The 13,527-nt window shown below is 44.9% G+C and carries 7 protein-coding genes and 2 pseudogenes; all 9 read right to left on the bottom strand.

Features of this window, described 5'->3' with window-relative positions; genetic code table 11:
* Nucleotides 1-10 precede the first annotated feature (10 nt).
* A complete protein-coding gene (locus NQ518_RS08610) occupies nucleotides 11-1,141 on the bottom strand; it encodes an ATP-binding protein (protein ID WP_004291480.1) in 1,131 nt (376 codons plus the stop codon).
* Nucleotides 1,142-1,441: 300 nt separating this feature from the next.
* A complete protein-coding gene (locus NQ518_RS08605; RefSeq protein ID WP_004304269.1) occupies nucleotides 1,442-2,047 on the bottom strand; it encodes an RteC domain-containing protein in 606 nt (201 codons plus the stop codon).
* 238 nt (nucleotides 2,048-2,285) lie between these two features.
* Nucleotides 2,286-2,708: a dihydrofolate reductase family protein gene (locus tag NQ518_RS08600; protein ID WP_004291474.1), complete on the bottom strand. Its 423-nt coding sequence runs from the start codon at nucleotides 2,706-2,708 to the stop codon at nucleotides 2,286-2,288.
* A 279-nt stretch (nucleotides 2,709-2,987) separates the two neighbouring features.
* Nucleotides 2,988-4,310 carry a sigma-54-dependent transcriptional regulator gene (locus NQ518_RS08595; protein WP_004291471.1) on the bottom strand — a complete coding sequence of 441 codons (1,323 nt, stop codon included), beginning with the start codon at nucleotides 4,308-4,310 and terminating at the stop codon, nucleotides 2,988-2,990.
* A complete protein-coding gene (locus NQ518_RS08590; protein WP_004291467.1) occupies nucleotides 4,303-6,621 on the bottom strand; it encodes a hybrid sensor histidine kinase/response regulator in 2,319 nt (772 codons plus the stop codon). Before NQ518_RS08590 ends, NQ518_RS08595 begins: the two co-directional genes overlap by 8 nt.
* Entirely contained in the window at nucleotides 6,621-8,546 is a 1,926-nt protein-coding gene (gene tet(Q) / locus NQ518_RS08585) for a tetracycline resistance ribosomal protection protein Tet(Q) (protein ID WP_004291466.1), read from the bottom strand. The genes NQ518_RS08590 and tet(Q) overlap by 1 nt, the downstream gene beginning before the upstream one ends.
* A gap of 657 nt (nucleotides 8,547-9,203) precedes the next feature.
* A pseudogene (locus NQ518_RS08580) lies at nucleotides 9,204-10,367 on the bottom strand (DNA methylase); the annotation flags it as partial.
* A gap of 103 nt (nucleotides 10,368-10,470) precedes the next feature.
* Nucleotides 10,471-12,156, bottom strand: coding sequence for a group II intron reverse transcriptase/maturase (gene ltrA, locus NQ518_RS08575; RefSeq protein WP_153113795.1), 1,686 nt, complete (start codon nucleotides 12,154-12,156; stop codon nucleotides 10,471-10,473).
* A gap of 678 nt (nucleotides 12,157-12,834) precedes the next feature.
* Nucleotides 12,835-13,455 (bottom strand): annotated as a pseudogene (locus tag NQ518_RS08570) (DNA methylase); the annotation flags it as partial.
* Between the last annotated feature and the right edge of the window lie 72 nt (nucleotides 13,456-13,527).

The following is a 13,527-nucleotide window of genomic DNA, read 5'->3' as shown; positions in this document are numbered from 1 at the left end:
AATTTATTGATTATACGAACTCCAAATAATTCTCCCGATTTACCACATGAAACTCGGCATAGGGATAGGCTTCTTGGAAGGCTTTCGGTGCGGCCGGCATTTTATTTCCCCACTTGAACTCCAAGGCGGTAAGACTGTCGGCACTCTCCTCAATCAGGTCGATTTCCTGTTTGTCGTAGGTGCGCCAGAAATAGAACTCCCTGTGCAGTCCCTCATTGAAGTTCGCTTTGCGCCGCTCTCCGATGATGTAGTTCTCCCACAGCGCACCGACATCCTGCCGAATGGCCAGCGGTGAGAAAGCCCCGATAATGGCATTGCGAATGCCGTTGTCGTAGAAGTACCACTTGCCAGCTTTTGTAACCTCCTTGCGTAGGTTACGCGAATAAGCCCCCAGACGATAGATAACGAAGACCTTTTCCAATAGGTCGAGGTATTTTTCAACGGTCGTCTTGCTCATGCCGAGTTGTTTACCTAACTCTTCGTAAGAAACTTCGCTGCCCAACTGAAAAGCTATCAATCGCAGTAGATCGCGCATCTTGCTCGAATTTTTTAAGCCGTCAATTGCTAAGATATCTTTAAGCAGGTATGCACCGACAATATCACGTAGGTAGTCTGTTTTACGTTCATAGTTCTCCATCATTACTACTTCGGGATAGGAACCGTAAATCAAGCGCGCTTCGAGGTTCTGGCGGGTTTCAAGTGCCGTTTCCGTCTGTGCGATTTCCCGTTGCGAGAATGGTGTAAGGAGAAATTGCGTACTGCGGCCGACCAACGGTTCACCAGTCTTATTCAGCAAATCGAATGACGAAGAACCACTTGCCAAGACACTTATTCCCGGTATTTCATCAACTATCAACTTCAGAATACTACCGATTTGTGGTATGTTCTGTGCCTCATCAATAGCCAGCAAATCAATACCATCCAATAAATGCCGATAATTGGCTATTGAGCGATTCTCCAATAGTGCTAATGTGTCGTAGTCTTCGCCGTTGAGCATCATCGTCCTACCTGAATAGTTGTCCACAATTTTACGCATCATTACCGTTTTACCAACACGGCGAGCACCAAAAATCAGTACTGCTTTATTGGGCGCGATTCGTGCTGTAATCTTCTCTTGAAGTATTCTATTTACTGTTTCCATACCTTATAAAATATAATGCAAAGATAATCATATTTTTTTAATTGGCGAATTTTACAAAAAAACGGGCTATTAAATGGCGATTTTTACAACCACAATCTTATGGAAGTTGTTTCATTGTTTTTAGTAATGATATATGTTCATACTATGATGACTCAATAATTTACCAGACATACGTTTCTGAAATTTGTCCTTATAGGAATGAAAAACTCACATATATTGTGCTAATTAATATATAATTAAATGAAAATAAAAAGACAGGATACGAGTATTCCTGTCTTCTCATATGTAATGGATATTTTTTTATTTTCTCATCCGCTCCAACTCCTCATCACGCAACATTCTCTCGTTCAGTTTTTCCTGCATCCTGTCAATGAAATAGGTGCGGCTTTCGTTCTTCCGGCGTTTGATATCAGTGTAGAAGCGGTAGCAGTCTTTAGAATCAACCCCGAATATCTTATAGAGAAGTGGGGCGAGCTGTTTGAGCGGCATATTGCCGTTGTTGATGCAGCCCATCACGTCTATGCCGTAGATAAGTTCCACGAGGTCGATGGCATTGCCCGTCCATTGAAGAAGGCTGGCGGTGGTTTCTGTTGCGTTGTTGGCGGATATTAGTGGTGGCACTTGGGGCGTGGCAAGGAATTTCTGCATCTTTCTTACGAAAGACAGAGCCTTGCTGACGTAGGCGGCAATCTCTCTTTTTTCTTCTGACAGATTACGTACGGGATGGTGCTGCAACTCGATTTCGATGTAGGCAAGCGCGATGACGGTAAGGTTCATGTCCATGCCGCCGTTGCACAGTTCGATCACTTGGGTGGCGAAAGCCGTGTATGCCGTTTCCATATTGCAGTCGCCGGCTTCGTTTATCAGGCGGAAAAAGTCGGTTTCCGCCAGCAAGAAATAATTCATGGTTCTGTCAATTTTGAAAATTACACTTTGTTTTCTGCGTGCGCACATGAATATAATTGGCAAAAAACGCGGCAGAAAATAAAAAATCCAACACTCAATTTTACAAAGTGCTGGATTTCAGAGGTATAAAATTCAGTATTTTTTCACAAGGACAAATTATCTCCGACTTAAATTGTTTGTAATCGGAACATTTATTCTATTCCTGAAAATAGAAATGTATGCTTGCCGCACATTTTGGCTATCTTGCTTTTTTATCAAGGATATAGATAATGCGACATACACCGTTGGGATAGCTTTTCAAAGAGGAAAGCGTCCAGTGTTGCTCTGGCAGAGCCGACTTAAAAAAATGTCGTCCGCTTCCGGATATGAAAGGAACGGTGTATAGTATGATTTCATCCACAGCGTGCATCCGCAGCAGTCCGTTTATATAGTCTGCCGTGTCCGGTGTGGCTTCCGCGAGGTAACGGATGTTTGTGCAGTCTTTTCTCCATTCGTGCAGCATTGAAATGGAATAGTCCGGTGTCACACGGTAAAAGGCTTTCTTCCTGATTTCATCAAGACCGCAACGGTCAAGGCACAAATCCTGATGTGCTTTATCATATAACTCTGAAGAAAGACATCCGTCCATCGTCAGTACGGCGAGAATCTGAACTTTACCCATAATCGTTTCCTTTCGTTAGGCAAGGGTAAAAAAGTAGCGTGCAATTCACACTACCTTCAAGCGATGGCTCTGGTAAAGCCTTTACGGAGAGTACGTGAATGCACGCTATGCGTAAGCATAGCATAAGCATCACGCAATCGTCTCCGTAGTTCCAATTTACCAGATTTTCGCTTGAAACGCCTTGCGGTCTTATCCTATATGTTGGCGGCGAAAAGCTCCTGCCAATCGCCGTTTTTCTCAAATGTTATGCAAAGATAGCCAAATTCAGTGAATTACGGGCTATGATTGCTTGAATTTATATTTAAGTCCATACTCTTCAAGTTTGCTGTATAGTGTTGTCCTGCCTATGCCGAGCAGTTCTGCGGCGACACTCCGGTTGCCGTTTGCCTGTTTCAACGCACGCAATATCCGCTCCTTATCCTCCGCGTCATTGCGCAAGGCGAAGCTGACAGTAGAGGTCGGTTTCGTCACGGCAAGTTCCAGATGCTCTTTCATGACAACACCTTCCTGCGCCTGCAATACAGCACCCATAACTTTCTGCCGAAGTTCCCGCACGTTGCCCGGCCATGCGTGTGTCAGCAACGCTTTACGTGCTTCGGAACTGAACCCGCTCACGCTACACTCCAGCTCTCTGTTTGCCATATCACGGAAGAACTCTGCCAGCGGCATAATGTCTTCTTGACAGTCACGCAACGGAGGAACGGTTATCCCGAAGTCGTGCAGGCGGTACAGAAGATCCTGCCGAAAACGCTTTTCATTCACCGATACCTCCAAATCTTCATTGGTAGCAGCGATGATGCGGACATTGAAATTCCGGTCTGCCTTGTCTCCGACCGGGCGATACCGCCTCTCCTGTATGGCACGGAGCAACATCTGTTGGGTTTCCAACGCGAGGTTTCCTACCTCGTCCAGAAACAACGTGCCGCCTTCCGCCTCATGGAAATATCCTTTCTTGGCATTGTCCGCACCTGTAAATGCACCTTTGACGTGTCCGAAGAAAGCCGACGGTGCAAGCTCTTTGGAGAGTGAACCGCAGTCCACCGCCACAAATGGCTTGCCTGCACGTTTGCTCTTGTCATGCAACAGGTGGGCAATATGCTCCTTGCCCGTGCCGTTCTCACCAAATATCATCACGCTCATATCGGTGGCGGCTACCAGCCTTATGCGGTGCATGATTTTCTGAAAGGCGGAACCTTCACGGGCGAATATAGGCATACGGCGTTGTCCTGCCTGACGTTCTTTCAGTATGGAACGGATCAGGGGGACAAGTTTATCCTCCACAAGCTGTTTGGGAATATAGTCTATCGAGCCGAGTTTCATGCTTTCCACGGCGGTATTAACTTCGGCGTAGTCGGTCATAATGATGAAGGGCTGCATCTTTCCCTCCTTTCGCATCCAGCACAAAAGGTCTATGCCACTGCCGTCAGGCAGACGCAGGTCGGCAACCACGATATCATTATCTGTTGCCTGTTGCAGATGTTTCTTCGCGGTTGAGAGGTGGTAAGCCTTCATATTGCGGTAGCCCTCCCGTGACAGCATATTGCAGACATATTCGCAATACACGATGTTGTCTTCCACCACAATTATTTTTGTCTTATTCATCTTCGTATTTTCTCCTTTCCTCTTCTGCCAACCGTATTATTTCCACTCCCTTATCCAGCACGGCAGTCACGGCATGGCTTAACGCTTCACCATCCGGGAGAGCATCGCCACGAAGCAATCCGTAAAGTACATTCAGCGGTTGGTCGGCACGGAGCACCTCCCACGAACTGCGCAGGTGGTGGATCAGGGAATCCAGCTTTTGCAGGTCTTTTTCTTTTGCTGCATCCCGTACCGCCTGCATTTCCTTTTCTGTTTCAGTTATCAACTTTTCCAGCATGACGGCTTCATTGCCATAGGACAATAAGGCGGAAAAGTCCGGTTTCCCGTCCGGTGTCGCTTTTATGGCACACCTGTCGGAAACCTCCATCAGTTCCGATATGGAGAACGGTTTGAACAGGCATCCGGCAAAGCCTTTTGCCAATAGTTCCCCTTTGTTACAACTGCCCGAAGCGGTTGCCACAACCACCGGGATTGTTGGTGAATTGCCCACGTTGGACGAACGCAACAGTTCCAGCAATTCGAAACCGTTTATATCGGGCATATTCAAGTCTGTCAGCAACAGGCTGTATTCTTTCTGGCGTATCATTTCCATCAGTGCCGCAGCATCGGTGCAAGTGTCGCAGTGTATTCCTTCTTGGGAATACATCTCTTTCAGCATCAGAAGTAATACCTCATCATTGTCAATGGCGACAACATCATGGAATTTATTGTTATGATAAACAGGTGTATTGCTTGTATATCCAAGCTGTTCTTCAGCTTCCTGCATAGAAATTTCAACTGTGAAACGACTGCCTTTCCCTTTCTTGCTGTCTAAACGGATTGTTCCGCCAAGCATCGACACAATATTACGCATTATGGCAAGCCCAAGCCCGAAACCCTCCTTTGCGGCGGCATTTGATAGACGTTCAAACGCACCGAACGCTTGTTTCTGTTCCTCTTCTGTCATGCCTGTACCTGTATCTTCAACGACCAGTGTCAGAACTCCATTATCATATTCAGTAATCAAAGAAACACCGCCTTCTTCTGTGAACTTGACAGCGTTTGACAGCAGGTTATTCCCGATTTGTATTATTCGCTCTTTGTCGGTCAATACAATGGCATCGTGTCCAGTCTTCACGGACAAGGACAGCCCTTTGTTCACGGCAACAGGCATGAACTCCGTTTCAAGTGTGTGCGTGATTGCTGAAATCCGGCAGGGTGACAGACGGGGCTGTTCCTTGCCGTTGTCCAGGCGGAAGAAGTCAAGCAAAGTGTTAAGCATATCCCGCATACGGTCGGAGGATTGCAGTATGTTTTGGATATACTGCCCGGACTTATCCTCACACTGTTCTTTCCGTATCAGTCCGGCATAGCCTGTTATTGCTGTCAGCGGTGTGCGCAGTTCATGGGTGATAGTATGTACCGCCTTCTTCCTTGACGTTATCAGTGCCTCGTTCCGTTGTACGGATTGTTCCAGTTGCCTTATCAAATCAGTTGTCTTGTGCTTGTATTGTTTAATGCTTTTTGCATCACGATGTATGATGATGTAGGAAATTAACAACAATAGAAGAACGAATCCCATTAAACCGCCTACTTGCATAAATGACTTTTCACGCATGGCAACTATTTCGTTTTCCCGGCTTTGCAGTTCGGTTTGTACCTTTTCTTCTATTTGGCAAATCAATTCTTGCAGTTGTCTGTTAAGTTCTGCATTACGAGCTGCAAGGCTGTCGGCTTGTTCCGACAATTGGCGATCCTGCACTTTCTGTTCGCTGATTACGTTTCTATTGACCGAATGAAGGATAGTGGTTGATACTGCTGGAGTTACTTCCTTTTTTTTGCCGAATATGCCTAAGAAACCTTTTCGTTTTGGCTTTTTGGACTGTTCCTGCACACTTTTCTGTACAATAACCGGAATTTGATTGGCTATCTTCTTGTTAATAGATTGTTGTTCATCCATTAACCGGACTATCTGGAACATCTGTCGTTCCTTATCCTCTAAAAGACTGCGCACACTATCGATGCGCTCTGCTGGATAGGTGGCCTTGAAACGGCAGAGCATACTGTCCATTGCCATACGCCGTGCATGGTAATGCTCGATATCTTTATCGTTCCATTCCAGTATTGTTTCACCCAATAGAGAAAATTTTATCATTTGAATATTGATATTGTTTATTTCTTTTCGGAGCTCGTCTATTTTTTTATTGCCAAGTTCTAATGCTTCTATCTCCTGCCATTCATAGAGGCTATTATATGCCATACATCCGATAAGAATGGAGATAAGTATATATCCCAACCGTATTGCCTTATAGAAATTTCCTGACCGCTCCATTATTTTAATGACATTGATTTTTGGAACATGAATAAAAGTTTATCTTTTTCGTTCATGCGGATATTATCAGAATAACCGTCTTTTGTTATTTGATACCCACATGGCTTAACCATAAAAATGCCTAAGCCCTTAGTGTACGAACTTACTTCTGAGGCATAGTCTTTACTTGTATTTAATGGAACTTTCCCTTTAATATGACACCACTCATTATTACAACTGATGTCTTCAATCTCAGACATCAGTTTTTGCAAATCTGTAATAGCTTTGGAACTCGCTACTTGGGGTATCTGCAACTCAAAACAGAGCATCGGTTCGAGAATGTCCACACCTGACTGTTGCAAAGCCAGCCTGAAGACATAAGGGGTCAGCTGTCTGAAATCAGCAGGTGTACTTACCGGGCTATAATACTCGGCTTGAGTAAAAGTTACTTTCAGATCTGTCACTTCCCATCCATGTAAACCAGATTGGCAAGACATACGAATCCCTTCAAAAACGGCATTTTGAAAAGAATGGTTCAGATAACCATAGGAGATGTCACTTTCGATTTGCAACCCTGCCCCTAACGGTAAGGGTTCAAGAGTCAGCCCTATTGTGGCCCAGTAAGGGTTGGGTGGTACTTCGATCTGAATAATCTTATTGACCTTTTTTATAGGTCGTTCTTTGTAGATAGTCTTGATCTCATCAAAATGGACCTTTACGGAAAATCGTTCTTCCAGCAATGTCTGTATGATTTCCTTTTGGGTCAAACCATATAACGAGATTTCCAATTCATCACTATATGAGTTTATGGAAAAGGACAAAGACGGGTCTTCAATCCACAATGTATTCAGAGCGGATATCACCTTGCTTCTCTCTTCGGGCTTATTTGGCCGGACGGAGGATTTGAGAGCGGGATGCTGATGAGATAATCCTTGAATCAAACAAGGTTTAGCACCTAAATAATCTCCGATTCGAAAATCTTCTATATCTTCTACAATCGCGATATCATTGGCACCCACTTCATCAACATTTATCTCTCTGCCCTGATAAATAGTCTTTAGATTTTTAATCTTGATGAATTTTTCCGAATCGTTGATTCTTACAACGTCTCGAAGTCTCAGACTTCCGTCAATTATTTTAAGAAAACTTCTTTTATGCCCTTTGGGGTCATGCTCTATCTTATAGAGATAAGCTGAAAGTCTGTTTGAGACTGATGCCGGAGGAAGTATAAAAGAAGAAATGGCGTCCAACAACTCATTGATACCGATATTGAACATTGCTGATCCATGTAGCACCGGATAGACTTTGGCTTTTGCCACAAGAGCGATTATCGTATTCCAATAATCAGCCGGTGAAATTTCGCTATCCGCCAAATATCGTTCTAATATATCGTCGTCATGGTTGCATACAAATTCTTTGTATTCTTCCTTTATATATGTTTGGGAGCAAACCGGATAAACCGATCCATCGACAACAGTTTGCATAAACAGGACATCTTGCGACAGATTTGTTTTTATATCCATATACAAACGCTCCAAATTCACACCGGCACGGTCAATCTTATTGATAAATATAATTGTCGGGATTTGCAGCTTTTGTAAAGTACTGAACAGCAACTTTGTCTGCGCTTGTATGCCTTCCTTTGCGGATAAGATGAGGACTGCTCCATCAAGCATTTTGAATGTCCGCTCCACTTCCGCAATAAAATCCATGTGTCCCGGAGTGTCAATGATATTGCATTTCACTCCATTCCAGATAATAGATGTCGTAGAAGCCCGGACAGTAATTCCTCTACGTTTCTCTATATCCATAGAGTCCGTTATGGTGTCACCATTATCCACACGGCCGCACTTTTCCGTTGCTCCACTGGCAAACAGCAGATTCTCGGTTACGGAAGTTTTTCCTGCATCAATGTGAGCAAGAATTCCTAAATTTATAATATTCATTTGGATTAAGCAATAATATACTACAGTAGATGCATTGTCGAAACGCACCTTTTAATACCTCCTCGTAGCATATGAGAACTACAGGATTACTAACTCGTATTAATATGTATATTATTACTGCCGCATAACGATTACAAAATTACACAAAAAAATATATCTAACAAAAGTGGGAGGATTTTTTAACTTTTTACCATAGACATTTTATTAGGGAAGCGTAGGTTCAACTGGCAAGTACAAATAAGTAGAAATGTTTGAACAACACCGTTTTAGGAAGTTGAAAAATCAAGTTTCTCTCTCGGTATAGCGTTTATTTTGGCCAATATCTTCTTTAGTTTAGCATTTGTGTATTTCCCATTCGTGTTCTATTTAGCTCCTTATTATGAGTATGTAGCAAGTTACTTATCAAATTCAGCCTCTTTGAGGGTCAAATATGGTTTTGCAAATGGTGACTGACAAGACATAAACAAGGTCAGCAGGAATTTTTTACATAAATGGACATGAATGTATATAACCTAAAATAAGAATAAATTTTAATAAGGGCTGCCCAAAAAGAAAAAAATGCAGTTGCCATCCTATAGATACTTGCAGAAAGGATAAAATTTACTTTTAGACCTTTTGGGATAGCCCTTATTAATACTTCAGATAAAATTCCTTAGGTTATATTTTCAATCCTTTGGACCGGGTTTCCTCCTTGGCATACAGTCCCGGACGCCCGATTATGACATGGTTGGCAACGATACTATCCGCCGGACTGCGTATCTGCGGCGGTGCATTTTCGGGATATTGCGCCTGCCTGTTCCTCACATCTTCCGCTTCCGGCTTGAGCTGTTGCCCTTCATTCTCCTTTTCTGCGACTTCGGGCGTGGGTGGCGCAAGCTCCAGCTGAATTTTTCGGTCAAGGGCGGCAAGTTCGGACTTCAACTGCTTCAGCTCGTCCTCCTTCTTCCACACCTTACCCGCTATCTCCTGTAACTGCGGTATCTCCATCTCCAGCACCTCGTTCTTCGCCTTGTACTGGTCGATGATGGAGGGTATCCTCTCCATCGCGTTGAGGAAGTTGCGGGCGGCGGCCAACGGGTCAGCCATCGCCAGATGCCCGTTGTTGTAGGTGTACTTGTAGTTCCCCTCGACCACGAAGCGGTTGTCGGTGAACTCCAATCCCTCTTTGAGTATCCTTTCGCTCACCACCTTTATCGGAAAACCGTAAAGTTCACCGACCTGCGTGTACAACCCTCCGGTCGTGGCATTCTTGGCTATCTCCTGCAAACGCTTTCCGATGACCTTCTCATCGGCGGAATCCACTCCGTCCACCTTTATTATATTAAGGCGGTTGCCCTCCTTGTCGGTCTGCACCACCGACAGGAAGCGGTTCCAGTCCTCCGTCATGGCATCTATGAAAGCCGTGTTGTTGCGCAACTCGCCGGTCTTTGACTCCAGCTTGAACTCCGAATCACGCTTGCCCTTGTTGAACGACTTGCGTTCCCCTTCGAGCGATGCGATCCGCTTTTCCAGTTTCGCCTTGTCCAACAGGTCGGTATTGCCGGAGAGCAACGCCATGTATTCCGAGAAATTCATGCCCGATTTTTCGTCCATTGCCCCCTCGTCGATGGTACGCGCACCCATCGCACCGCTTTTGAGCTGGCTTATGAAAGTCTGCTTGCAGTGCAGGAGGTTGAACTTGTAGCTGTCCAGTGACTTCTCCACCGCGTAGATGATTACATCCACGTTGTTCCCGGCGAAATGTTTGGCAATCTCATTACCTGCCCTAACTCCGCGTCCGTCACGCTGTTGCAAGTCGGACGGTCGATCGGGTAGGTCAAGGGCATTGCTGCCCTCTTCCCCCCTAAGAACCGTACATGAGAGTTTCCCCTCATACGGCTCAAGCTTTTCTAAGCCTCTGTTTGTATGCAGAGACCGGCTCAAACTACTTCTTGTTTCCATTTGATTTGCGGGATAATTTAAAACATTCATCATGAACCAACAGATTGCATTTCTTTCCGTTTTGAACGGTTGGCATGACATTCCATGCCTTGTGCGTATCAATAGGCTCACCGCATATAGGACATTTGCGTCCTTGCTTTTCCCATAGGTACAGCAGTGACTTGCGTCCTTTTAGCGTAACAAGCATTTTCGACTTCTTTCTTTTATAGAAGTACAGACGACAGTCTGCATCAAACGGGTTCATGTCTCCTTTAATCTGCGTGTATTGCAGGAATGGAAACGATGAAGTCAGAGACAATAATGTCAATTGGTCTTCCTTTCCGTTTGGTTTCTTGAATTTTGAAGCGAAAGTCCATTTGTTCCCTCGAATGTCATGCCAATATCGGTCTTTTATCCACCGTTTCCCTTTCTTGGAATGACGGCGTTTTGCCCATTGCCATAGTGAGAGGAATATCTGATGGTCGATTCTGTGAAATGAATCACGTGTCGCTCCATGCTGATAATAACCTCCCCATCCTCGGATTTTAGAGTTCAACATTCTGATTAACGACTCCTGTCTGCAACCCTTGTTCTCCTTAATTACCTTACGGATATTCTCCATAAAGCGTTTCTCGGATTTCTTTGTCGGCTTGGTCAATATGTCCTTGCCGTATTTGCGGATATTAAAGCCAAGAAAATCAAAACCGTCATGCACGTTGGTTATCACCGTCTTTTCCTCTGATAAGGTCAGACCTCTTTCAGACATAAATTCAGCAACCAATGGCTTGATTTCATTTTCAAGAGTTTCCTTGTTCTCGCAAGTGATGATAAAATCATCCGCATAACGTACAAGGTTCACCATTGGTGAATACAACTTACCATTAACATGATGGCGCTTATATCTATCTGCAAGAGCTTTCTGCAATCCGTCCAAAGTCATATTGGCAAGTGTCGGAGAAATTATACCACCTTGCGGTGTTCCTTCCTCGGTCGGGAACATTTGCTTGTTGAAAACATAGCCACATTTCAACCATTTTCGGAGTATTGCCTTATCCATTGGGATATTGGCAAGTAACCACTCATGGCTGATATGGTCAAAACACCCTTTTATGTCACCCTCCAAAATCCATTCGGGAGAATATCCCTTTCGGAGAATGTTATGACATTGCTGTACTGCATCCATACAGCAGCGTTCCTTGCGGAAACCGTATGAACGAGTATCAGCTGTAGTTTCTGATACAGGCTCCAATGCCATAAGATAGAGTGCTTGCATGGCTCTGTCTTTCATTGTCGGTATTCCCAACGGTCGCAGTTTGCCGTTGCTCTTCTTGATATGAACTCTTCTCAGCGGCATTGGCTGGTAGCCTCTGCGTTTGAGTTGGGTTATTGCTTGCGTTTTAGCTTTAGGGGTATCCCATATTTCTTTGTCAACCCCAGGAGTACAACCACCCCCGTTAGAAGTAACCCTCTTTACGGCTAAGGCTTTTGCGTAAAAAGAGTGGGTAAGCGTCCATTGCAAGGCTTTCACCTTGTTATGTCTGCCTTCCTTCTGAGCCTTTACAATACGAGCTTGAAGCTTCTTAACAGCTTGCTCCGCCTTAGTCCAGTCTATTCTGTCCCAATTTGATTGCAGGTTGTCAGTCGGCGCACACGATTGGTCGAGGAGATTTTCTTTGATTTTATCGTTCATTTGCATTCCTACTTTAAAAAAGTTCTAAAAGTTTATTGTAAAGAATTACCATTTGGCTAATGTTGGGTATTTGCCTCCCAAACATTACCACAGAAGTCTGCCCACTTTCGTGGTAGGTTGATGTTGTCCCTTGTCAACTCGTGATAAGTGGCTCAAACCCTATCCGTCCCATTACAGAACGGCATTCGCTTTCTCTGTTATCTTATACCTGCACATCATTCAGCATCCATTACTTTCAGCTTACCTGTCTTTTGTCTGACAGGAGATGTACAGGCTTACCATGTTCCACATAGATAACTAACGGATAGGTTAGGTTCTGTCTCATCCTCCGACGGTCTTTACATCCGTGTAATCCTACCATGGAGAGGATTATCTGACCGCATCCCATTTTGGGTAGAGTGTATCAGTATCTTGCACTCTTTTACGACATTACGAAGTTTACTAACAGTTCGCTTATGCTAACCATACTATCCAGCCTCGCCACTCTACGGTATGATACTAACCATACTTAATTTCCCCTCACGGTTCTGTCTTGTCTTGCGAAAGTGTACTTTGTCCCGACCGCTTAATACAACATTAAGGTGCATCGGTCGGTAGGCTACCGCTGACGGAACAGCGGGTTAAAGCTGATACTTAAAGTATCATTCCAACAATTATCTATGCGACTTCATGTCGCACCCACGGCGTATCGAGATGATGGATAGCCACACACCGTTTCTGGGCGTTCACACCCGTTCCGAGCATAGAGGTAGAGCCGAACAGCACACGCACCGTCCCGGCGTTCATGGCGTCTATCACCGCCTTCCGCGCCTTGTCGGTCTTGCACTCCTGAATGAAGCGCACCTCGCTTGGCGGTATACCGTAGTCCTCCGTCAGTTTGCGCTTGATTTCCGAATAGACGTTCCACCCGTCGCCCGGCTGGTATGTCCCCAAATCAGAGAAAACGAACTGCGTGCCTTTCTGGGCGTCGTATTTTTGATAATACTCCGCGATCATCTTGGCACAGTGACTCGCTTTGTTGTCGGGATGATCTTCGTAATTCGGGTCTATCATGCGCATGTCGAGTGCCATTTTCCGGGCATAGTCCGTGGCGATGAGCATCTTCGCCTTTTCTTCCGTTTCCGAAAGCGGCAGCCTGCCCAACAAGGTGGCATCGCCCGTCTTGGCGAACTGCATCAGTTTCTGTATGAAGTCCTCCTGTTCCGGCGTGGGCGGTATATGGTGCAGTATCTCGTTCTTGGCAGGACGGTCAACGCCCACATCCTCCGCCGTGCGGTAGTCCGTGATTTCATTATAAAAGTAATAGGAGCGAATGTAATCGGCTGATTACAAAAGGAAAACATAATATAGAATAATAAAAGGTGAACGATT

Origin of the sequence: Hoylesella buccalis ATCC 35310, assembly GCF_025151385.1 — a bacterium.
GTDB classification, from domain to species: Bacteria; Bacteroidota; Bacteroidia; order Bacteroidales; family Bacteroidaceae; genus Prevotella; species Prevotella buccalis.
The sequence above is the reverse complement of the archived record's forward strand: the minus strand, read 5'-3'. Positions and strand labels throughout refer to the sequence as shown.

Excerpts from the sequence above, each read along its gene's own strand:
- NQ518_RS08600 (WP_004291474.1), bottom strand. The coding sequence starts at position 2,708 with ATGGGTAAAGTTCAGATTCTCGCCGTACTGACGATGGACGGATGTCTT.
- NQ518_RS08595 (WP_004291471.1), bottom strand. The coding sequence starts at position 4,310 with ATGAATAAGACAAAAATAATTGTGGTGGAAGACAACATCGTGTATTGC.
- NQ518_RS08610 (WP_004291480.1), bottom strand. The coding sequence starts at position 1,141 with ATGGAAACAGTAAATAGAATACTTCAAGAGAAGATTACAGCACGAATC.
- NQ518_RS08605 (WP_004304269.1), bottom strand. The coding sequence starts at position 2,047 with ATGAATTATTTCTTGCTGGCGGAAACCGACTTTTTCCGCCTGATAAAC.
- NQ518_RS08590 (WP_004291467.1), bottom strand. The coding sequence starts at position 6,621 with ATGGAGCGGTCAGGAAATTTCTATAAGGCAATACGGTTGGGATATATA.
- ltrA (WP_153113795.1), bottom strand. The coding sequence starts at position 12,156 with ATGAACGATAAAATCAAAGAAAATCTCCTCGACCAATCGTGTGCGCCG.